The sequence below is a fragment of the Blautia sp. St.27G3 genome (assembly GCF_059728505.1).
Genome location: NZ_BAAGFO010000002.1, coordinates 725415 through 748432 on the forward strand (window position 1 = coordinate 725415; position 23018 = coordinate 748432).

At 43.9% G+C, this 23018-nt stretch carries 20 protein-coding genes and 4 pseudogenes; 1 reads left to right on the plus strand and 23 read right to left on the minus strand.

Annotated features, from left to right (window positions below):
* The 12 genes and pseudogenes from AC6I2O_RS12945 to AC6I2O_RS13000 all read right to left on the minus strand — a co-directional run bounded on the left by AC6I2O_RS12945 (nucleotide 1) and on the right by AC6I2O_RS13000 (nucleotide 14437).
* Nucleotides 1-2088: an AAA family ATPase gene (locus AC6I2O_RS12945; protein ID WP_120391881.1), complete on the minus strand. Its 2088-nt coding sequence runs from the start codon at nucleotides 2086-2088 to the stop codon at nucleotides 1-3.
* Nucleotides 2089-2343: 255 nt separating this feature from the next.
* Nucleotides 2344-2613 (minus strand): annotated as a pseudogene (locus tag AC6I2O_RS12950) (DEAD/DEAH box helicase family protein); the annotation flags it as partial.
* Nucleotides 2614-3151: 538 nt separating this feature from the next.
* Nucleotides 3152-5107: a thioredoxin domain-containing protein gene (locus AC6I2O_RS12955; protein WP_497742854.1), complete on the minus strand. Its 1956-nt coding sequence runs from the start codon at nucleotides 5105-5107 to the stop codon at nucleotides 3152-3154.
* A complete protein-coding gene (locus AC6I2O_RS12960) occupies nucleotides 5104-6414 on the minus strand; it encodes an FAD-dependent oxidoreductase (protein WP_497742855.1) in 1311 nt (436 codons plus the stop codon). The genes AC6I2O_RS12955 and AC6I2O_RS12960 overlap by 4 nt, the downstream gene beginning before the upstream one ends.
* A gap of 87 nt (nucleotides 6415-6501) precedes the next feature.
* On the minus strand, nucleotides 6502-7557 hold the full coding sequence (locus tag AC6I2O_RS12965; RefSeq protein WP_497742983.1) for an alcohol dehydrogenase catalytic domain-containing protein: 1056 nt from the start codon (nucleotides 7555-7557) through the stop codon (nucleotides 6502-6504).
* Nucleotides 7558-7602: 45 nt separating this feature from the next.
* Nucleotides 7603-8490: a sugar phosphate isomerase/epimerase family protein gene (locus AC6I2O_RS12970; protein ID WP_120391885.1), complete on the minus strand. Its 888-nt coding sequence runs from the start codon at nucleotides 8488-8490 to the stop codon at nucleotides 7603-7605.
* A gap of 15 nt (nucleotides 8491-8505) precedes the next feature.
* Entirely contained in the window at nucleotides 8506-9795 is a 1290-nt protein-coding gene (locus AC6I2O_RS12975; protein ID WP_497742857.1) for a TRAP transporter large permease, read from the minus strand.
* A complete protein-coding gene (locus AC6I2O_RS12980) occupies nucleotides 9788-10267 on the minus strand; it encodes a TRAP transporter small permease (protein ID WP_497742858.1) in 480 nt (159 codons plus the stop codon). Before AC6I2O_RS12980 ends, AC6I2O_RS12975 begins: the two co-directional genes overlap by 8 nt.
* Nucleotides 10268-10321: 54 nt before the next feature.
* Nucleotides 10322-11335: a TRAP transporter substrate-binding protein DctP gene (dctP, locus tag AC6I2O_RS12985; RefSeq protein WP_120391888.1), complete on the minus strand. Its 1014-nt coding sequence runs from the start codon at nucleotides 11333-11335 to the stop codon at nucleotides 10322-10324.
* A gap of 137 nt (nucleotides 11336-11472) precedes the next feature.
* Nucleotides 11473-12663, minus strand: coding sequence for an MFS transporter (locus tag AC6I2O_RS12990; protein ID WP_497742859.1), 1191 nt, complete (start codon nucleotides 12661-12663; stop codon nucleotides 11473-11475).
* 32 nt (nucleotides 12664-12695) lie between these two features.
* Entirely contained in the window at nucleotides 12696-13535 is an 840-nt protein-coding gene (locus AC6I2O_RS12995) for a MurR/RpiR family transcriptional regulator (protein WP_120391890.1), read from the minus strand.
* Nucleotides 13536-13921: 386 nt separating this feature from the next.
* Complete coding sequence (locus AC6I2O_RS13000; protein WP_120391891.1) at nucleotides 13922-14437, minus strand: GNAT family N-acetyltransferase; 516 nt, start codon at nucleotides 14435-14437, stop codon at nucleotides 13922-13924.
* A gap of 144 nt (nucleotides 14438-14581) precedes the next feature.
* On the opposite strand from AC6I2O_RS13000, the gene AC6I2O_RS13005 reads away from it, so the two are divergent.
* Nucleotides 14582-15301, plus strand: coding sequence for a LysR family transcriptional regulator substrate-binding protein (locus AC6I2O_RS13005; RefSeq protein WP_497742860.1), 720 nt, complete (start codon nucleotides 14582-14584; stop codon nucleotides 15299-15301).
* A 43-nt stretch (nucleotides 15302-15344) separates the two neighbouring features.
* Here the strand turns inward: AC6I2O_RS13005 and AC6I2O_RS13010 are convergent.
* From AC6I2O_RS13010 to AC6I2O_RS13060, 11 genes and pseudogenes are all read right to left on the minus strand, one after another.
* A pseudogene (locus AC6I2O_RS13010) lies at nucleotides 15345-16112 on the minus strand (Rpn family recombination-promoting nuclease/putative transposase); the annotation flags it as partial.
* A 106-nt stretch (nucleotides 16113-16218) separates the two neighbouring features.
* On the minus strand, nucleotides 16219-17022 hold the full coding sequence (locus tag AC6I2O_RS13015; RefSeq protein ID WP_497742862.1) for a PD-(D/E)XK nuclease family transposase: 804 nt from the start codon (nucleotides 17020-17022) through the stop codon (nucleotides 16219-16221).
* 124 nt (nucleotides 17023-17146) lie between these two features.
* Nucleotides 17147-17350 carry a transposon-encoded TnpW family protein gene (locus tag AC6I2O_RS13020; protein ID WP_120390286.1) on the minus strand — a complete coding sequence of 68 codons (204 nt, stop codon included), beginning with the start codon at nucleotides 17348-17350 and terminating at the stop codon, nucleotides 17147-17149.
* Nucleotides 17351-17362: 12 nt separating this feature from the next.
* Nucleotides 17363-17824 (minus strand): annotated as a pseudogene (locus tag AC6I2O_RS13025) (ATP-binding protein); the annotation flags it as partial.
* Between the two features lie 54 nt (nucleotides 17825-17878).
* Nucleotides 17879-19023, minus strand: a protein-coding gene (locus AC6I2O_RS13030; protein ID WP_497741782.1) for an IS3 family transposase whose coding sequence is annotated in 2 segments (ribosomal slippage) — nucleotides 17879-18780 and nucleotides 18780-19023 — 1146 coding nt in all. Because the reading frame shifts where the segments join, the coding sequence is not laid out codon by codon here.
* Between the two features lie 270 nt (nucleotides 19024-19293).
* Nucleotides 19294-19539, minus strand: a pseudogene (locus AC6I2O_RS13035) (recombinase family protein); the annotation flags it as partial.
* 59 nt (nucleotides 19540-19598) lie between these two features.
* Nucleotides 19599-19757 (minus strand): hypothetical protein, encoded by a 159-nt coding sequence (locus AC6I2O_RS13040; protein WP_497742863.1) that lies wholly within the window; start codon nucleotides 19755-19757, stop codon nucleotides 19599-19601.
* A gap of 302 nt (nucleotides 19758-20059) precedes the next feature.
* Nucleotides 20060-20311, minus strand: a complete 252-nt coding sequence (locus AC6I2O_RS13045) for a hypothetical protein (RefSeq protein ID WP_120391894.1) — start codon at nucleotides 20309-20311, stop codon at nucleotides 20060-20062.
* Nucleotides 20311-20544: a hypothetical protein gene (locus AC6I2O_RS13050; protein WP_497742864.1), complete on the minus strand. Its 234-nt coding sequence runs from the start codon at nucleotides 20542-20544 to the stop codon at nucleotides 20311-20313. The genes AC6I2O_RS13045 and AC6I2O_RS13050 overlap by 1 nt, the downstream gene beginning before the upstream one ends.
* A 368-nt stretch (nucleotides 20545-20912) precedes the next feature.
* Complete coding sequence (locus AC6I2O_RS13055) at nucleotides 20913-22217, minus strand: O-acetylhomoserine aminocarboxypropyltransferase/cysteine synthase family protein (RefSeq protein ID WP_497742865.1); 1305 nt, start codon at nucleotides 22215-22217, stop codon at nucleotides 20913-20915.
* A gap of 198 nt (nucleotides 22218-22415) precedes the next feature.
* Complete coding sequence (locus tag AC6I2O_RS13060; RefSeq protein WP_120391896.1) at nucleotides 22416-23015, minus strand: GDSL-type esterase/lipase family protein; 600 nt, start codon at nucleotides 23013-23015, stop codon at nucleotides 22416-22418.
* Nucleotides 23016-23018: the final 3 nt, after the last annotated feature.

The following is a 23018-nucleotide window of genomic DNA, read 5'->3' on the forward strand; positions in this document are numbered from 1 at the left end:
TTACCTATCCTCTAACATCTCCAAATAATCTTTTATTCTCTGTTTGTCATCTTGATTCGTTATCATTTCCAAAATTCTGTTTTTATTATTTAATAATTTTAATCTTTGTTTTCTATCTTCTAATTTCTTTTTCAGTATTTTTTGGATTACCGACTCACCAATTTGGTCAACAAAATACTCTATGTTTTTAATATTTTCTTCATTGTCACGACCTAATTCTTCAATTTCCCTTGCTAAATTGTTAAGTTTCTTTGTGGCAAATTCGCCTACCGTATTTTCCATAAAAAATTGATTTTTCATTAAGTCATATACATTTGCTCCAAAGCAACTGTTTCCATTCATCTTATCCATTCTCTGTACGCTTAATTGTCTTTCAACGCCTGACCTTTCCAATAAAAAAACATTTGATGGTAAAATATCTGACAGTAGATATGGGGAATGGGTTGACATAATTAATTGTATATCACATTCATGCTCTGGCTTTCCCAAAGTCTTCACCATGATATCAATAAATCTCCTAGCCCACTCGGGGTGCATAGCTTGATCTGGCTCATCCATAATAGCAATCAGCAATTTCGTTTCTTTATCTTCTACAACACAATCCTTTATTTTTGCAATGGTATCAATAAAACGCTCTTCTCCTTCTGACAAAAGCCCAAAATGCACCTTGAATTGATTTTCAATATCTGAATGCCAATCCTTTTTTATTTTCTCCCACTCACTGTATTTCTTTAAAAATTTTTTCAAATAGAGATTAGACTCCTTAACTACAAGAAACTCAATCCCATCCTTTTGGAAATATTCCTCAGGAATATCAAACATTTCTTCTGTCATTTTTTCCAATATATCTACATATCCAAAGTCATTATTATCTTCTTCCCCATGAATTCTGCTCCCAACATACCTGCCCAGTATTCTCAAACCAAATATTTCTGCTTGCTTATATTCCTCTTTCAACCATGAAATTAATATTATGACTCGTGATAATTCTTCTTCATAGTCTATTGGTTTCCCCAACTTATCATAAGAACTCTCATTAGACTTAAGACTCAAAATATATTCCATATGATACACTATATCAATACGGGCTTTATCTCCACTGTGCCTTCCCCTTTCCCCTTCCTTACACAAAGAGTATAAACCGTTCACAAGCATATCCAATATGTATCTTGCATATAAATCCAAAATATATTTTTCTCTCTTATTTGTTTCCTCAGCCTTCTTTTTCTTATTAGATAATATATTAATTTTTTTCCAAAGTGGCAACATTTCTTCTATTTCATTTATTGTAGCTTTATACCTATCCTTAAAATTATCATCCGTCCACACCGGATACTCATAATCTATTTCATCATATAATTTCACTTTAACTTTATCAAAATAAAAACCCTCTATATTATCCTCTATGCATTGACATATTACCAAATACTTAGTATAAACATTGGAACGAGAATACATTTTCCTCCCAGCAATATAGTCATCATATCTAGGATTATAAATTCCATAGTGCTCATTTCTTTGACTATACCGATAGCTTTCATTAATATAAGCGTAACGAATCAGATCACTTAATCTGTCCTCTTTGTTTTCTTCCATCTCATTAAAGAAATGCTTTCCCATGCTTATAAAACACTCGTTTTCATATCTGAATACAAGTCCTATAGAAACCTTCGCCTTATCATATCTGTCATCATCATCGCCCCTGTCATAATTTGTAAACATATCATAAAACACATTGGAACCTAACACTTCAATTCCAAATAATTCTTGCCCATAATCATTTTTTCCAATATAGTACAATAGTAAATATTCATCATCAACCTCATTCTTTTTCACAGATCCCCTAAGTCTATCATCCCTATTCATACCCAAAATGTCTAATAAAGTTGTCTTCCCTGAACCATTTTTTCCAACAAGAACAGATATATTTTTTATGCCATCGCCATAAAAATCTTTTAAATAATTCTTTTTTTCTCTCACTGTCAAAATTTTATTCTCCAAATGGACTTCAAAATCATTTGAAAATTGTATGCTTTGGTCATGAATAAAGTCCCCAAATTTTTTTATATATGCAAATATTAACTCCATCCTTGTCTCCCTTTATGTACTTATTCAATTCACGGCAGTCCATCCAAATCTTTTATGAAAAATTTGTCTCAAATCTCAGATTTCTCATATAATGATATTTTATATTATCCCATCCATTACACGAATCCAGGTCACAAACTCCACCCATCCGCCTAGTGTTATTTCGTCCATATCCCTCTATTTCATCCACAAAATACGGTATAATCAGCACCAAACAACACTAAATAATGCGGTTTTCAGCCTGTCCCCAAATTAGGACACAAAATACTCAACAGCATTGTTCGGAAAGAATTCTTTAAATTCTCCGTAGAGCTGCGCTGCTAGGGTTTTGTTGTGAGCAAGTATAAGTGTCGGTTTATTTAATTGTTGGATGACGTTGGCCATCGTAAAGGTCTTGCCAGAACCGGTGACGCCAAGAAGTGTCTGGAACTGGTTGCCCTCCTTGAAGCCTTTGACCAATTCGGCGATGGCCTGTGGCTGGTCACCAGTCGGCTGGTACTGTGATACTAATTCAAAGTGATCCATAATAATCTCCATGCAAACTATTTCCATTATAGAAATAATTCTCTCCTCAAAAGTTGTTCTGCTAAATTGTGCAAATACCTTGCACCATCAACTTTATTTCCTACAGCAATGATGGCCTTCAAATTATAATGATTTATATTATAGCATTTTCCGTATGATAGATATTTCCTTTTTCTGTTTTACTGATTTGTCCCTCTTAAAATTAAAGTTTCACTACACATGTGTGGTGAATTTATTCTTCAGATTACTCAATATTATTCCACCTCCGTAATATCAACATCATATTTTGTCTTGACGAATTTTTATCGCAAAATCCGTATTTTCCCAATCCTATTCAGAACATTTGTTCTTTTGACAATTCTAGCAGATATTATCGACAAATACAAGGGCTAAATTTTCTTTACCATCTATTTTACCAACTTTTTTCTACTCGAAAAGGGATGGCCGTTCATGCCATCCCTTTTCGAGTGTTTTCTTGTCTCTTATCCTACTTCTTACGATAAACTTCCTCGCTTTGACCACCATTACTTTGTTTTTTCTAAAACTTCTTCGAAGAGGATGGCAGCTCATTCGTCGGCGGAAGACATCTGTGGTCCTTACATACATAATACGTCGTTCGCCCATTCAGCAACGGATATTCTGCTGTATCCTGCTCCCAAATTTTGATATCCGCATAAAGCGGCAGACGGCTCAGAACCTCCGCTTTCTGTTCATACCCCGATAGCACAGCAGTAATCTTTTGGGGAAGGTTGGCGTAAAACAATAATGCCAGCAAAAACATGCTGTGCCCGGTCGGATACGCCTGCGCCTCTGCGGATAAAAAGGCAAGCTGCTTCTCTGCCGCCTCCCGGTACGTTTCTGCCTCGTCCATTAGCTGCGACAGCCTCACCAGACAGTAAGCCATCATAGAATTACCGCTTGGCAAAGCCCCGTCATAGGTTTCCTTCGGTCTTGTAATCAGGCTGCTGTTCTTCGCCCCGTACAGAAAATAGCCCCCCGCTTGATCTGCAAACTGGCTCATTGCCTCCCGGATGATTTCACCGGCCCGTTTCAGATATTCTAATTTTGAAGTCACTTCATACAAACTAATCAGCGCTCCGCCATAGTATGCATAATCATCTAAAAATCCTTTCGCCAAGCGTACACCGCCGCGACAGCCCACATACAGAAGAGTCCCGTCCGTAAGGTTTTCTTCTATAAACTGATAGGCCCTTTCCGCTGCCGAAAGATATTGTCCAGCTCCCGTCACTCGATACAAAACCGCCATGGCACAGATCATAAGTGAATTCCAGGAAGTTAGGACTTTATCGTCAAGATGGAGCTCTGCCCGGGATTTCCGATACTCATACAGCCTTTTTTTCTCTTCATCAAAATTTTCTGCTGCTGTCTGTTCGTGCAAAAGATTCAGGATATTTCTGCCTTCGAAATTTCCTTTTTCCGTGACATTGAAATATCGGCAAAATGCCTCTCCCTTTTCCCTCCCAAGGACGTGTAGGATCTCCTCATAGGCCCATACATAATATTTTCCTTCCTCGCCCTCGCTGTCCGCATCCTGGGCGGAGTAAAATTCCCCGGTCGGACCTGTCATTTCCCGAAAAATATATTCCGCGGTCTTTTCCGCCGTATCCAGAAAAAGACGCTGATCTGACGCCTTGTACGCAGCAGAGTATGCCGCTATCAAAAGCGCATTGTCATAGAGCATTTTTTCAAAATGCGGAACCAGAAAATATTCATCCGTGGAATACCGCGAAAAGCCATATCCGATCTGATCAAAAATTCCGCCCCGGCGCATTGATTCCAGCGTCAACCTCACCTGAGAGAATGCCTCCCGATCCTCATGAATCTGCGAATAAAGCGTCAAAAACAGCAGATTATGCGGAACAGGAAACTTCGGCGCCCGGCCAAAGCCTCCATACGTTCGGTCAAAGCTTTCTGCAAAAACCTTCGCCGCCTTTTGGGGAAGCCTTAAATCAAGCTCCGATTGGTTTTCATAAGTCCCGTTCGCAATATGCAAAAGAATCTGCTCTGCTGAGGCCATGAGCCTGTCCTTCTCTGTTTTCCACTTTTCTGCAATGGCGAGCAACAGGTCACGAAAGCCAATGATCCCGTAGCGGGAATCAGGCGGGAAGTAAGTTCCTGCATAAAATGGTTTTTGCTCTGCTGTCATAAAAATACTCATAGGCCATCCCCCGCTTCCGGTAAGCGCCTGGCAGACCTCCATGTACACGCTGTCTATATCCGGGCGCTCTTCCCGGTCTACCTTGATGGCTACGAAATTCCGATTCAACATCTCCGCTACTTCCTCATTTTCAAAGCTCTCATGGGCCATCACATGACACCAATGACAGGTGCTGTAACCGATACTTAAAAAAATCGGCTTGTCCTCCCTTTTCGCTTTTTCAAATGCTTCCTCACTCCAGGGATACCAGTTCACAGGATTTTCCGCGTGCTGTAACAGATAAGGGCTGCTCTGGTTCTTCAGATGGTTGCTCATGCTTTTGCCTCCTTCCTGAGATCTCCGTTTGCCGGATTATTCAGCAAGATTCCCTCCTCATCAAACCGTGAGCCGTGACAGGGACAATCCCAGGAATGCTCCGCTTCATTCCATTTCAGGGCGCATCCAAGGTGCGGGCAGCGTTTCTTTGATATGGTAAGCAGATTGACGGCAGCCTCCCAGCCATTGATGAGAAGCTGAGGTTTGAGCATATTTCGCGACGGATGAAAGACTGGGGCGTAACTGTTTTCTTTTTCCAGCACCAGGTCTGTCAATATCATTGCGGCTGCCATGGAAGAGGTCATTCCCCATTTATGAAAGCCCGTTGCCACAAAGCATCCGGGCATCCGTTTCGAATACGCTCCGATATACGGAATGCCGTCCAGCGTCATACAATCCTGCGTCGCCCAAAAGTAACTCTCACGTGCGTTTGGATAATGCTCTGCGGCAAAATCCCGAAGCTCCTTCCAGTTTCCTCCCCTTTTGCCCGTCCTGTGGGCTCCGCCGCCCAGCAGGAGAATATCTTGATAACAGCGGAAGGATAGACCGCCTTTCGCCTCATCCACATACAGGTTGCGAAGCTTGGGGGCATTTTCCAGGGCAATTACATAAGAACGATGCTGATACATTTTCAGAAAATACATTCCGTGTTTGTTATCTATAGGAAAGTGTGTGGCAAAAATCAGTTTCTGAAAAGCAATGTTGCCCTTCTCCGTGACCGCCGTGTGTTCTGCGAGCTCTTTGACGAAAGTATGTTCATAAATATTCAAATTTTCTGCAATTTTGGCAAGAAACTTCAGTGGATGAAACTGTGCCTGATTTTCAAAGCTGACTGCACCGGCTGTCTGAAAAGGAAGCTCCTCTGTTTCTATGATTTCTGCCGGAAATCCCATCTTATACAGCGCCGCCACTTCCCTCTCAAGCTTCCTCTTGTCATCTATGGAGTACACACAGTTTGTCCTTTTCTCAAAATCGCAGTCAATATCCTCACAGAGCTCAAAATATTTCTTCACAGCATTCTGGTTTGCATCCAGATACATTTTTGCTTTCTCGATTCCGACACGATGCAAAAGCTTATCATAGATCAACCCATGCTGGGATGTGATTTTGGCTGTTGTGTTTTCTGTAATTCCAGAGCAAATGGTATTTCCTTCCACCAGAACATAGTCCACACCCTTTTCCCTGAGGAAATATGCACACAAAATCCCTGCAATCCCCCCGCCGATGATCAATACATCTGTAGTTACACTGCCCTCAAGCGTGTCAAAATGTGGCAGAGAAGCACTTTCTTTCCAAATAGAATTCATGTATTTTCCTCCGGAGTCTTTCTGTTCCGAATAGTATGCGCAAAGATGGCATTTTCATACATTCTTCCATTTTAGAAGTTTCATTCATCAAAACTGAAACGCTACTTTGAAATCCCCATATTTCCCCGATGCATACTCAAATGCTTTTTCCCACTCGTCAAGCGCAAAGATGCTTGACACAACACCGTCTGTCTTCAGGCTGCCCTCCATGATTTTTTCAATTACGAAAGGATATGCATAGGGACTCAGGTGCGCCCCCAGAACATCAAGTTCTTTACGGTCGCCAATTACAGACCAGTCGAAGGTAGTCGGTGCGCCAAATACGCTGAATTCTACAAAACGTCCCAGCTTGCGAATCATTCCCATGCCCTGGATTACACTGGATGGATGACCCGTTGCCTCAATGTAAACATCGCATCCGTACCCCTCTGTCAATTCCAGAATTGCTGCCTGAACATCTGTATTGCCCGGGTTCCAGGCAATATCAGCACCAAACGCAAGCGCCTTTTCAAGACGCGCATCAATCATATCAAGTGCAATCAGTTTTCTGGGATTTTTCATTCTTGCATAGGTGATCATCCCCAGTCCCAGCGTCCCGGCACCGGAAATCACCACTACATCCCCATTGGTGATCTTCCCCCTATCAACAGCATGTTTGGAGCAGCCGTAAGGCTCAATGAGCAGCGCCTCCTCTATCGTCATATCCACGGGCACTCGGCTGATTACAGCATTTTTCGGAAACCTCACATACTCCGCCATTCCTCCGTTGTTCGTACTCTGAAAACCAAAAATATTGTGTGGCTGACACATCCAGTAATGACCATCCCGGCAAAAGCGGCATGTTCCGCATGGCACAATCTGATCAGCAATAATCCTATCTCCCAGCTGATAACCTTTTACATTTTCTCCCATCTGGACAATATGGCCGAAAAATTCATGGCCTGGGATAAACGGAGGCTTTACCCACGCAGGTTGTGTCTCGTCTCCCCAGAACATTGCCGCACCATGGCTACACTTTAAGTCGCCGGCGCAAATGCCGCAGGCCTCTGTTTTAATCATGATATCATCCGGCCCGCATTCCGGCACCGGGTATTCCAGCTCCAGCCTGTAGTCACCTTTCCCGTAGGCCACAAGCGCTTTCATTGTCTTTGGAAGCTCCTTCCTTTCCGTCACTTTTCTTTCCTCCTCTCAATCCTTCCTGCTTTTAAAACGTTCTATTTTCTCACAAAGATAAACTCCCATATCATGAATCCATCTTGCCGCAGTCGGGAAAAAATCCGGCTCAAAATTTGCATAAAACAGGAACGCTTCAAATGTAAAAACGCCATCATAATCAATTTCTGCCAGCGCCTTCATCGTCTGATTCCAGTCAATTTTTCCAAGATAAGGAAGCGTATGTCGGTCGAGTACAGCATCATTATCATGAATATGCAGCGCTTTCAAACGGTCATGACCTAAGGCGCGAATCAGCTTGGCCGGTTCCTCTCCAAGCATGCACGCATGTCCCACATCCACACAGGCTACCGCATACGGACTGTCCAGCTCATCCAAAAACCGCACAAAACGTCCGGCATCTGAGAATGCGTCCGGCATCGGCGACATACGTTTATTAAACTGAAACATATTTTCGAGGGCGAGTTTCACCTTATATTTTTCTGCATAGGGAAGCAATGTTCGATAAAACTTCATATTCATATCCCAGATCTGTTCCTGATTATATATGTAAACAAGATGATGCAGCGGATGAACAATCACCGTATCAATTCCCATAACAGAAGCAATTTCCAGGCATCGAATAATACGCGGAACCGCAATATTTTCCAGAACGTTTTCTTTTTCCCATTCAAATTCAAACGGTGCATGCGCCTGGTGAAAGGTAACTCCAAGTTCCTTTGCATAAGATAAAAGTCCGGCTGCGTACTCCCGGTAATCCGGTGCATTCAACGGTGAATCCTCTTCTGTCATGTGATCCATCGTATAATCAATACAGTCAAACCCCGCTTCGGCAAGAACACGGATAGTCTCGCGGTCACCAAGATATTTTCTAAGATACAGAGTTTCTGCTGAAATTTTCATACCATTCTCCTTTTCTTATCCGTAAATCAGATCCGGCAGTAAAGTTACAATCTGCGGCACAAACATCATCGCCAAAAGCAGTAACATAAGAACCACAATGTAGGGCAATGCCGCTTTCACAAAATCCGGAATTGACACATGCAAAATGTTGCAGACCACATACATGACTCCTCCAAGCGGAGGCGTCAGGCTACCGATCGAAGCATTCACAATCATCAGGATTCCATAGTGGACCGCATCTATTCCGAAGCTCTGCGCAATCGGAAAAAGAATCGGTGTCATAATCATCAGCATTGCCGTACCATCAAGGAACATGCCCATAATCAACAACAAAATCATACTGATAAAAAGGAACACATATTTACTTGTTGTAATTGTCATAAGCCATGCAGCAACATTCTGCGGAATACGTGCCCACGACAAATACATTCCGAACAGCAGGGCGGCAATAATCATCAGCATAATCGAACTTGTGCTGTGAAACGCCTCCGAAAAAATCTGCGGAATCTGGCTGAATTTCGTCTCTTTATAAATAAATAATCCAATCATGAAACAAATCGCAATCACAAGGCAGGCGCCTTCTGAAATAGTGAAAAATCCCATGCGGATTCCTACAACAAGCAGAAAAATCACAAGAACTGCCCAGAAGGAATCCAGAAATGCTCTGATTATTTCCCGCAGGGATGCTCGCTTCTCCCTTGAGGGCGGCAGCTTGCACTTATGGGCTGTCACGGCAACAATCGCCATTTCCGACACACACATCAAAATCCCCGGGATATATCCCGCAATAAACATTTTTCCGACAGAGGTCTCTGTCATGATTCCATAGAGAATCAGACCAGCGCCCGGCGGAATGATCGGGGCGATCAGCCCGGAGGCCGCTGTGATTGCGGCACAAAATGGAAGCGGATATCCGCGCTTCGTCATTTCCGGCACTAAAATCTTACATTGCATGGCTGCATCCGCTGTACCAGAACCACAGATTCCTCCATTTACCGTAGAGAGCAGCACATTTACATGTCCAAGTCCTCCCACTTTATGTCCCACCAGGCTGTCGCAAAAAGCCATCAGCTTATTTGTTATACCTGCATAATTCATGACGGTCCCGATCATCATAAAAAGGGGAACTGCCAAAAGCGTACTGGACATATTGGAAGACACCAGCTTCTGAACCACCATGGTAAGCGGCATGGTATCCGTAACAAACGCAAAATAGTACAGAGAACCTGCGATCAGCGAAAAAGCTACCGGAACATTCAGAAACATCAGTGCAAAAGCAATGATAATCGGCAAATAATCAGCCATTTTCTTTTCCTCCATTTCTGACCATCCAAATAAGTCTCACGACAATATATAGCGCCAGCGTAAAAAAACCGATGACAAGCGCAAAGTCTATGAGCGTATAAGGAATCCGCATAACAGCCGTCGTTTTATTCATGGATTTTGCCGCCAAAAGCCACGACTGGTAAAACATGATACAGGAAATCCCAAGCGTAAAGAGATCTACAAAAACGTCATTTACCTTTCTCAGCTTTTCAGGCAGCAAATTCACCAGAAAGTCCACATGCATTTGCTCGCCGTTCTTATACAGCACTCCCATCCCCACATAAGTCACCCATACAAAAAACGACTGTACGATCTCATCCAGCTGCGCAAAACGTTTCCCAATAGTCCAGTCAGACAAAACATTTCCCATCGTAAAAACGATCATCAAAGCAAAGGCGACGCAGCCAATTACTTCAATACAGATATCCAGTTTTTTCAGGATCTTGTCCAAAAAAAGCCCCCCTTTTTCACAGTACGGAACATTTCCCATACACCAAATATCGCCTTACTGCGCTTCACGAATCTCCCGCACCTTTGCCGAGATTTCATCCCAGTCTGCCATTTTCTCATTCATTCCCGCTACCGCATCCTGGAACGATGTTTTATCCGGCACCTCTACAATCGTAATCCCAAGATCTTCGATTGCTTTCAGATCCATTTCTGCATTATCATCAACCGTTTTATTGATTGCTTTCGTGGATACTGCTATTTCTTCCGTAATGATCTGCTGATATTCCTCCGGCAACGAATTCCAGAAGCCCTCGCCACACCAGATCCCGGCCAGATTTACCATATGGCAGTTCAGTGAGTAGTATTTATCCCCTTTCATGGATTCATCCGGACGTAATCCGACCAGGTTGCCGGCTGTGATTTCCACTGCGCTAATCATGCCCGTCTCCAGCGCACTGTAAACTTCCGAAAACGGCAGACCCTGATAATTACAGCCAAAAGCGTCAAACGTATCCACATAAATTTCACTGCCCGGAACACGGATCGCAAGCCCCTTGCAGTCCTCCACAGACGTAATCGGCTTGTCTGCCAGAATATGACGCGTGCCTACAACCGTCAACGGTGAAACTGCATGAAGATTCTGTGACGCCGCTTCTGCAAGGATATTTTGGTATAATTCTGACTCGTTAAAAGTCTCGACCTCTGCATAATTTTCCCACAGATACGGGGCGCAAATTGTCTTCAGCTGTGGACAGTAGTCCACAAATAATGACGGATCTGTAAAGTAAAACACTGACGCGTCGCTCATAACAGCCTCAATACCTTCATCATAAACAAGCATTTCCCCGTTTCCGTAAAACTGAATATCCACATGTCCGTCTGTCCTCTCCCTGATCCGGTCTGCCATTGCAAGATGCTCTGTGTGCCATACAGTAGTGCCCGGGTCCGTTGACGTCATTTTGATCTCGTATACCTTTTCCTGCGCCCCTGCTGTCATTCCTGCCCCGCACATCATACAAATGCAAAGTACAGAAGCAATACGTTTCCTTGTTTTCATACTTTTTCTCATAGTTTTTCTCCTTTTCTGTTTGTTTTTCTTTGTGAGATTCTCTATCGTTCGTCAAAACCGGCTTTAACGACTTAAACAAGACCGAATCCGGCAGAATGACCGGACGAGATCACTGTTTCACTGAAATAAACATGAGGTTAGCGCTGCTGCCTGCACCGGCGGAATAGTTCCAGCAGCAAAAACGACGCCACGGAAACTGCTCCCCATATCAAAAACATACTTTTAAATCCAAAATACTGAATCAGCATACCAAAAATCAGAGAACCGATACCTGCGCCCGTGTAGGTGAGCAGATCCATTACGCTCGCTGTAAACGACAGACTCCCCTTTGCCGAAAACATCGTGGGAAATATAGAAAGCATATGCGTATTTATCATAGCAACCATCGCTGACAGCACCCCGAGACAAACCATTGCTACCAAAGCAGAAACACCATCCGTGCAAAGAACGGCCGCAGCCACAGCACAACACAGAAAAGAAAAACCGGAAACCATAGAATCATTTTTCAAAATCCGGTAAACTGCAGGATACAGCATGCGTCCCAATAACGCAAACACCGGAATAATAAACACATACCCTGCCACCCGCTCCAGATCAATCTGAAACGTATCAATAAAATAAACGCCCAGCCATACATTGATATTGTCTTTTATCATTCCATGTGCTATGGCCGGAAAAATAATCCGGCGAAACTCTGGTTCTCCCCAGACATTTCGAAATGACTGTCCAATACTACCCTTCCTGCTCTTGGCCGCTCCGGCCGCATCCGCGAAAAAAAACTTCACCACAAGAGCCATGACAGCCGTCACACACCCCGGAAGCAAAAAGCAGAAAGCTGCGCTTCCATACGATGCACAGTATGTCGCAAGCCAAAGACCAATAATACTGCCTGCGGCCACAGAAGAAACTAAAAACTGACTGACCTTTTTCACTTTTTTCTCTTCACAGCACTCGGAAAAAGTACGAAGCATAGGCCCCCAAAGCATGGATTGCCCATATGCATTTACCCCCCACAAAGCTGCAATGCTCCAAAACCCTGGGAACCATCCTATCAGGAGATTGCTGACGCTTACAATCATCAAACCGATTACAATCACCTTTCTGCTTGAAAACCGATCGCCTATATAACCGTTTGGTATTTTTGAAACTGCGTATGTAAAGGAAAAAATACTCCCGATTATACCAATCTGTGCTTTGTCCAAGATACCGCCTGCCTCCAAAAGCGCAGACGCTACCGAAAAATTAAGTCTTGCTACATAGATCGCGCTGTAAGCCAGATATCCTATCAAAAAAATTAACAGAAATGGTTTCTTTTTTCCCTGCGTCATACTGTAAGCTCCTGTTCTTTTCTGGAACTGTATCAGTTTATCGACTCACGATGCTGCTCGTATACCTCCACTCTTTTGTCCAGATAGACAATCGCTTCGTTGCTGATCCGATTCGTCAGGCAATCAATCAAACAGTCTCCAATCATCAGCTGCGTCAGTCGGGCAGTCGTTGATTCGCGGTAATCCTGCGCCTCCATTGATACTGAAACAAGCGTCACATCGCTGAGCTTGGCCAGCGGACTGTTGGGATAGCTCGTAAGACCGATCACCTTCACACCAAGACTGTGGGCCGTCTGGGCCACCATCAGTACTTCCCTGGTCCGTCCGGAATTTGAAACAGCAAAGACTACATCATTTTCCTTCATCTGTGTGCTCATCGTCCCAGCCAGCAATGGATCTGTCTCCGCAATCGCCGGAAGCCCAAGCCACATCATGCGAATCGATATATCTTTTGCAATCACCATCGAATGCCCTACACCAACCACTACAATCTTTCCCGCTTTGCTTAAGAGATCTGTCGCACTTTGCAGCTCCTGTCCAATCGTATCGTATGTACTTTCAAAGGATACAATAGCCCGGTTAATCAGTTTCCGCAAAATCTGCTTTGGTGAATCCTCTCTTGTCACCTCATCATGTACACTGTAGGTCGATACATACTGAGCCAAATTAATCTTCAGCTGAGAAAAACCCTTATACCCAAGAGAATTGGAAAAATTAATAACACTTCCCTCTGATACTTTCGCTTTCTTCGCGACATATACCAGCGGCGAATTCATCACCTTTTCCGGCTCAGCAAGAATACAGTCTGCAATCCGCTTTTCTACCGAAGACATACCTGCGTATCGCTGTCGAATTAAACTAAGACAATTCATATTTACACCTCATTCTATAAATATTTTTTGAATTTTTTTCATTATAGAATGATATTGAGTAAATTTCAATCAATTTTCTTCATATTACCACCGGGTTTCGTTTTTGTCAATGAGTTTTTTTTATTTATTTTTTATAATAATTGAGTTATACTCATTTTAAGCAAAAGGACTAAAAAATACTGATTCAAACTAGGAAAAAAATGGGGTTGTTGCAAAATACAGCGTTCCTACAACATATGGCCTTGGTGCCTCTTACCTTTATGCCATATACCGTGTGGATTCGCCGTTTTGTAACAGCCCCATTAAATATTATGCATGCAACAATCGGTTGGCATGCAGCCTCTATCCTCTCTACATATATCTTTCTGTGAAAGCACGTATATTCTTTATTTTTGTACTTCTAACAATTTATCAAACGCCATTTTCTCACTTCCCTGGAACATAATTTTACCGCATTTTTCAAAGCCATTTTTGATCAGAACATGCTGCATACGCTCATTGCAGAAATCTGTATCTACTCGGATGTAATAAATGCCTTTTTGGACGCACAGTCTTTCTATTAATGTAAACGCAATCTCTGTCAGCCCGATTCCTCTGAATTCTTTTTGAAATGCCATCCGATGGATCACTGCGTAGGGTTCTTCTGCCCTCCAGTTTCCTTGAATATTGGCATATGCAGGCTCTCCCTCAAAATCATTACACAGATATCCGGCTATACTGTTATCCATTTTTAAGACATAGCCTTTTGTATTTTGAATATCGCTTCGGATGGTATCTATGTTAGGATAATCATCTGTCCACTGTGTAAATCCCTGTTCATTCTGAAATCTCCTTCCCTCATCAATGATGCCCATACAGATTTTAATCTCCTTCATTTGCGCCAGTTCAAGTACATTCCGCATTTTTCTTCCCCGCCTTCTTCGTTTTCTGCCGCTTGCTGCTTGTTATATCGTATCTTTGCTGTTACAAGACCATTGTTAATCACTTAAATCAAATTAATGTTTTTAAATAAATACTTCAATATTATTTAATAAAGGGGAAAGATTATGGAACTAAAATACTTGCAAACGTTTCAGACAATCATAGAGGAGGTATTGCTGTCCATTGACAGGCTGCGCTGCTTCGAAACTGATCTGGGTGAATATAAAGGAAGTTTAAGAATGGGTATTGGAGAAACCCTGCTCTGTTATCGTATGCCCTCTGTCTTAAAGGATTTTCATGAGCATACCCCTAATACAAAGCTGTTTTTACAATCCATGAATTGTTATGATATCCGCGATGCGCTTCTCAAAGGCTCTTTAGACTTGGGTATTTTTTATGAAGAGGTCGGTGGATTTGGCAATAATATCACAACATTTCCGTTTGGAAAATACGCTCTGACATTAGTAGCCTCTCCCGAACTAAAACGATTATATCCTGATTTTACCACTCCAAACCAAAAGATTCCGGTGCCCTTTATTATAAATAAGCAAACCTGTATCTTCAGACAAATTTTTGAGAGATATTTACAGCAAAAGTCAATAATGCTTGATTACACGATCGAACTATGGAGCATACATACCATCAAAAGTTTGGTGAAACATAACGTAGGAATTTCCTTCCTGCCAACCTTTACAGTACAGGAGGAATTAAAGAATGGCGACTTAGTGGAGATCAAAACAGATATTTCAGAGGCTCAAATCTCTGCGGTGTGTGGATACAATAAAAACAAATGGTGCAGTCCTGCAATGGATTATTTTGTTAAATTGATCCAACCTTGTAATTAAATGAATACAATTAAGTAAAATTAAATAAATATTTCCTCTTATTTTACAGATTCCGGTATTGCTTCAGATATTGCTCTGCATCCGATTCCTCAATCTGCAGTTTTTGTATCAATTTCTGCTTTATTTCGGCTTCCGCCATTCCTACTTCCATGTAGGTCTCAATCAGCACAGAAACCACCTGCGCAATACCTTCTGTTTTGCCTTGTGCGATGCCCTCCGCTCTGCCTTCTTCCCTTGCTTCCTCTCTCTCGTAATATCGTTCTTCCCATGCCTGCATATATTTCACTCCAATCTCTTCGCTGGACTTTACCTTACGTACACGTTTATGAAGCCTGTGTATCCGTTCACTCTCTGAACCATTTGCCACAGCATCTGTCGTATGCTCAAGATAGTGCAGCAAATGTACAAGTTCCTCGGATACGTCTTCTGCATTTTCCCCACGGGTATTCAAAAAAATCCGCACTGCCCCGTCGTTCAGCCTGCAATCCGCCACTTCTTCACACTTCGATGTAAAAGTGTAACAATATTTCCCATATCCGAACAGATCGAATGTCATGATCATAATCAGGTAGGTCTGATTCAGGCAATTATAATTGGGAATTCCCGGTTCCAGGAGCGAGGTATCCATAAGTGCCTGATAATACCGGCTTCGTTTCGCAAGATCATTTCTCTTTTTATCCTGCATTTCTGTATTATAAACCGTTTCCTCTTCATCCACAGAAAAAATATCCATACGAACAGACCGGATTAAAGGAGACAGCCGGAATTCTTTTTCTGTCTCATTCTGCTGCAGAACCGGTATCTCCTGTTGCTTGTTGTCAAGGGCTTTTTAATACTATTCACAGAATATTCAAAAATCGACACAGCAAAAGCCGGGAACCTGTTCACAAGTTCCCGGCTCTGATTAGGATGCTTATTTACGCATTGTGTCCTATCTGCAAGTTTTTCACTTCGTCAAGAGAGAGGCCCGAAATGTTGACAATTTCTTCAAGGGCATATCTGCCCGCACACAACATACGAAGTGCAATCTCGGTCATGGTTTCTTTCCGCTCCTGAGTACGCATATCTTCAATCACCTTGCACATCTCGTTCACCCCTTTCGGATTCTCCTTCAAATACCTCGTGCGTTCTGCCATCAGTTCAAAATTCATATCATCGGCATCAGTACAGTTAAAGTCGTGCATCAGCTTTCCAATATCAGAGGCTCCTCGATACTCGCCATTCACATAGAGAATATGTTCTCCGTCCGCAAATGGTTCACCCGTGGTAATATTTATCCGCTCAATAAAGTAGACTGGCTCACCCTTACCGAAAAAATCCTTTTCCGTGATGAAAATCGTATAAGTGTCCGGCAGTTTAGAAAAGTCTTGCCTGGCATCAAGGTTTTCTACGTCCATCACACTGGAATGGTATCTGGCCCGGTGTGGGTCTGCCCCCTTATCTTCCCGTTGAATTTCCATGTCATATTTTTTCCCGGCAGTATCCGTTCCATAGGCATCCAAACAGATAGACCGCGCCCCGCCCAACCGTTTCATATCCTTCTGCGTCTGGCAGTTGGTGATAATCAAATCCGGCTTACCTGTAATGATACGTAGCACCAGTTCAACAAGGGGAATATTGTCTTTGAACAGGCAACGCATAAAATCATCATCAATAGGGCGCAAGCCGCGCAGGCGCTGTAAATCTTCCTGGCGTTTCTGTTCTTCCAAAGTCAAAGCCATTCCACGCTTTCTATCATCCGTAAATTCAAATCTCTCTATGCGTATCTTACCACAAGTCACTCCGCATTTCAAGAACAGTAGCCAGAGCAGGAGCAATATTATTTCTGCTCTGGCTATGTTGGGCTTATTCGTCAGCCATCATCTGGCGGACTTCCTCGCGGAGCATACGCTTGATTTTGTCCTCCATCGTTTCAGTGCTGGTTTCGCTGAAATGCGCCCATACAAGGTAGGTGGTTTTGCCGATTTTCTTCACCATAGAGGGCGGAGTGTCTGGCTTGGGCCGGGGGAAGGTCATGCCTGCGGTAGCGTTGGGAAGTTTGTTTGCCATAGGCGGCTCCTTTCAGTCCATCAGATTTTTCAGACGTGTCAGCTTGTCCTGTGCGGTGGCCTTGCGGAAATTCTCACCAGAAAAACGGATAGGGGCGCACATCTCCAGCAGACGGTCATAGATACGGGCATGGGCGGTGTCCTGGGGGTGCTGCAAGTCCTGAAGGGACAGGTTGGTGGTGACAATCAGCGGCCTGCGGCTGCGGTAGCGGCTGTCGATCACGTTGTAGACCTGCTCCAAACCGTACTCCGTCCCGCGCTCCATGCCGAAGTCGTCCAGTATAAGCAGTGGAGCACGGCACAGGCGGGCTATGTACTCGTTCTGGCCCTCAAAGCTGGCGGTCAGGTCGTTCAGTATCAGCGCGAAGTTCGTCATACGGACGGCCACCTCCTGCTCCATCAGAGCGTTGGCGATGCAACCGGCGAAATAGCTTTTGCCGGTTCCCACGCCTCCCCAAAGCAGATAGCCGATGTTTGTTGTGGTCAAGCATTTTTGTAACGCTTATGACTAAAAAAATCAGCTTTTAATTTAAGATGCAAACCGTACCTGATAAGGGGTGCGGTATCCATTATAGCTGTGAGGGCGGATGTGATTATACGTGACATAAGCAAATTCTTCCACTGCCCGATACAGTGCCTCCTCTGTCTGGAAATCGTACAGATTCACACATTCATTTTTCAATGTATTGAAATATCTTTCCATAGGGGCGTTGTCATATGGACATCCTGCTTTGCTCATACTCTGTGTCACATGGACAGATTCACAGAATTCTACAAATGCCTTTGACGTATACTGGGAACCCTGATCGCTGTGGAGTATCAGTTCTCCATTGATCCGGGACTGTGATTCCAGTGCTTTCTTCAAAGTCCGGATAGCAAGACTGCTGGTGATCTGGCGGTCTGTCTCGCTTGCAATGACACTCCGGTCATACAGGTCAACAATGCTGCAATTGTAGCGCACTTCTCCATTTTTCAAAAACAGATACGTGAAATCTGTACACCACTTCTGATTCGCCCTGCCTGCACAAAACTTTTGCTGCAGCCTGTTTTCAAAGATTTTGTGCGGTTTTTCACGCCGGCAGCCCGGTTTCTTTGGGCGGACAAGGGAATACAGCCTCATTTCCGTATTCATGTACTTATGTACGGTAACCGTGCTGTAATGGCAGCCCCTGCGCGCCAGATAGACAGTCATGGTCCGGTATCCTGCTACCCCGTTATGCACATGGTAAATTTCCCTGATCTGCGCTTTTACTGCTTCTTTTTGGGCATGATAAGCCGCCTTCCGGTGTTTCCGGTAGTTGTAATACGCATTCGGACAGATGCCAAGCCGCCTTAGCAGCCAGCGGACCCCGAATTCTCTGTGATGTTCTTCTATAAACCGATAAGCCTCTAATCGATTTCTTTTGCGAAGAATGCCGCTGCTTTTTTTAGAAACAGGTTCTCCTTTCGGAGCTCCTCATTTTCTCTTTTGAGCTTAAGCATCTCCTTCATGTTATCATACTCTGTTTTTGTATCGGGGCTTGTCCGGCATTCTTCTTTGAATTCATTGCACCAGCGGCGCAGCGTTTCTTTGGAGATGTTATACTCCGCGGTGATGCTTTTGATTGTTCTTCCTTCTTCCAAACGGAGACGGACAATCTTTTTCTTAAACTCGGGAGTGTAATTCTGTGGCATAATAGGTACCTCTTTTCTTGTGATTTTGATTATATCTTATTAGCCACTTCTGTTACAACCTTACTTTATCACAACATACCGACCGCTGGATTTCTCCAACGGCGATACCCGCTCTATGAAGCCTTGTTTTGTTGTACCAGTGGACGTCCTACCCTCCTTGCGCCGCCCTGCGCTCTTGTTATCCTCTGTTTTGGGTCAAAAAACAGAACCGACACCACAAAACCCGCATTTTTCGGGGTCTTCTGTGTTCCGTTCTATAATAACACAATCATCCTTGATGATGATTGCCTCCACATTGCCGTCCTCGACTTCCTCCATCATCGCCATAAAGCCGGGCCGGTCGAAGCGGGTTCCAGAAACGCCGTCATCCGTGAAGTGCTTGAAACGGAGATACCCATTCCGGCGGGCGAAGTCCTCCAGCATGATTTTTTGGTTCTGGATTGAAAAACTCTCCCCATTTAATTCGTCGTCGCGGCTGAGGCGTTCATAGAGCAGCGCAATCTTGGTTTTTGCCATAGCACAGACCTCCTTGAATGAAAATATGCTCTAAGCTGTCCTTGCCTATCACCGAAAAATCAGTGAATTAACAAGTCTCTTAGAGCATAAATCACCCTCCCGAAAATAATACTCAGCATATCCTGCTGCGCCTGCGGATCCTCCATCACCTCATCGAACAGAAAACGGCTCGTAAGATTCAGTTCCTTTAGTGGTATCATATTTTTGTTTTTACTCATCAAATCCTCCTTTTATCATAGCAGATTTTTTCTGTCCTGAACAGGGTAGGGAACAACTTTTCACGAAATGCTACAAAATTCCTTGATATGATTCAGAATTGCTTTCATGATATCACATATTATTTATGATTTCAAGTTTTATTTTTTAAAAATGAAGTGGTGATAACCATTCATCAATAATCAAAACTTTGTAATTCCCAAGCCATTTCCGATACCTGACCTGCTCCCGGAGATTATCCTTGTGGTTTTGAAAATGGCTCAGCATATCAGGCGTTCTGATATAATAGGTACGCAGAGTCTGTTTACATGTTTATTGCCCTTGCCTCGCAGTCGAGTGTTTCAAGACTTGCATTCGGATACTTCAGTTCTGCATTTTTTGTGAATCTTGCAATCAGACGGTTCAGTCTTTCTGTTATAAGCTCCGCAAGCAGATGCTCCAGCCCGTCATTGTAGTTCAGCTCTACAAGCGATACATTTTTCTCCTGACTTTCTATAACCGATACCAGATCGCCCAGTTCCAATACTGTTAATTGTTTCTTTAGTTCCATATTCATTACTTTGCACTATCCTTTCTGTAATAATCCGCACCTCGCACAACGCCATATTTATGCTTTTTTATATTCCCAGGCTTTGCTTCATTCTTTCTGCTCTTTGATATTTCCTTTATGTATGGCATCAGCGTGTTGTATGTGACCGTATAAAAATCCTTTAAAGCCTTTCTGCTGGCTTCTACCAGCATTTCCTCTCCATATATGTCTGCTATATCAAGAACTGTCCTGACATCCATAAGAGCCTTTTCCTTTATTTTTGCATTATCGTACATTCTGCATACTATGGTTTTTATATTGGAGCCTATTTTTTCAGCTTTTGCAGTGGTTGATTCTACGGTTTCAGGAACATATAACAGATAAGGAAGGTGGGATGCCTCTGTACGTTTACCATTTTTTATGCCTGCCGGAAGACGCCAAGAACACCATATCAATATATACTAATTCAGCCACTATTTATAGTGGTGGCTCTCAAGCGGGATAATACAGTAGATTTTAGTGGCTCCCAAGTGTGAACACAGTGGCTTCCAAGCGTGATAATAATCAAACAAATGCAAGCCTTTTTGAAAAATATATCCCCTGCTCATTTCCATGCAGCAGCCGCTGTTTATTTCACTGCCTCAAACGCTGCTTCCAGCGCCGCAATCAGATCCTCTGCTCTTTCGATACCGATGGACAGGCGAATCGTATTTGGTTTTATCCCCTGAGCGAGCAGCTCTTCCGGCGTGCACTGGCTGTGCGTTGTGGTCGCCGGATGGATAACCAGGGATTTGACATCCGCCACATTTGCCAGCAGAGAAAAGATCGCAAGATGATCAATAAAGTTTTGCGCTGTTTCTGCGTTTCCTTTTATCTCAAACGTAAAGATAGAACCTCCCCCGTGTGGCAAATATTTCTGATACAGTTTATGGCTCGGTTCATTCTCAAGCGACGGATGATGAACAGCCTCCACCTGTGGATGTTTTGCCAGATAATCCACGATTTTCAATGCATTGCTCACATGCCGCTCCACGCGTAAGGATAAAGTCTCCAGCCCCTGCAAAAAGATAAACGCATGAAATGGCGATAACGTCGCGCCAGTATCCCTCAAAAGAACTGCACGGATGTATGTCACAAATGCCGCTGCACCTGCTGCATCTGTAAACGATACGCCGTGATAGCTTGGATTGGCCTCTGATATCCACGGGTATCTGCCTGAAGCATTCCAGTCAAAATTTCCGCTGTCAACAATCACACCGCCTATCGCTGTTCCATGTCCACCGATAAACTTTGTTGCAGAATGCACCACGAGATCTGCCCCGTACTCAATCGGCCGAATCAGATACGGTGTCGCAAACGTCGAGTCCACAACAAGCGGAAGCTGGTGACGATGCGCAACCTCTGCAAGCTTTTCAAGGTCTGCCAGATTCGAATTTGGATTTCCAAGTGTCTCCACAAAAATGGCTTTTGTATTTTCTTGAATAGCCGCCTCAAACGCCCCTTCTTCTTCCGGGTCCACAAAGGTTGCCGTAATGCTGCTGGTCTGAGGGAGCGTGTGAGCCAGCAAATTGTACGTGCCTCCGTATATCGTTTTGGATGCAACAATGTGCTCTCCCGCTTTTGCCAGCGCCTGAAACGTATAGGCAATCGCCGCTGCCCCGGACGCCACCGCGAGCGCTGCCGCCCCGCCCTCCAGCGAAGCAATGCGCTGTTCAAAAACATCCTGTGTCGGATTCGTCAGCCTGCCATAAATATTTCCGGCATCACGCAGCCCGAAGCGGTCCGCCGCATGCTGCGAATTGTGAAACACATACGAGGTTGACGCATAAATAGGGACCGCCCGTGCATCCGTTGCCGGATCTGCCTGCTCCTGTCCAATATGTAACTGCCTCGTCTCAAATCCCCAGTTCTTTGCATTCCTGATATCTGCCATTTCTTTTTCCTCCTCTATGATATTTCCTGATTGTTCTGACCGGATTTCTCCTTGCGTTTCTGTTTCCTGTGTTTTTTCTTTTGTAATCCGTTGAAAGCATAGTATCACGATCGGTTTTATCTGTCTAATATTCAAAAAAAATATCCGGCTATAGATTTTTTCTATAGCCGGATAACAATAAAACCAGATACACTGCATTTATGGCAGGCAGCACTGAGGTTTCCATTCATCCAGGACTTTACACACCTCCTCTGCCATGCGCTCATGCCCTGCGGCAGTGGGATGCAGGCCGTCCTGAAACAGCTCCCGTATAGCTTCGCCCTTTTCGTCCAGAAACAGCTTTCTGAAGTTAACTGTCTGGATTTTTTTCTCTGCACAATAGTGAAGCAGCCAGTCGGCATATTGCCCGCACTGTCTTTTTGCACGCGCGTTATCCCGGTCCGGATCCCATGCATGCACCGCCATGTCCTCCGGTGCAACCGGGAGCGGTATGCCAACGATTACCGTGATTTTCTGCATCTGCGCCTGCTTGATCATGGCAATCATATTTGCACACGCAAGCCGGTAGTTTCCGGTAAAAATGATGTCATTGATCCCGCCCAGCAAAATAAGGATATCCGGTTTTTCCGGAAATACCTGTACCTGGCACCGGGCAAGCATACCTGCCGTCGTATCGCCGCTTATCCCGCAATTTATGACCTCATGCCCGCTTCTTTTGGCTGTCAGGTCGCTCCAGCGCCTGGAGGGTTCAACGCCCAGCCCATATGTGATGCTGTCTCCCATGCAAATAATCTTCATATT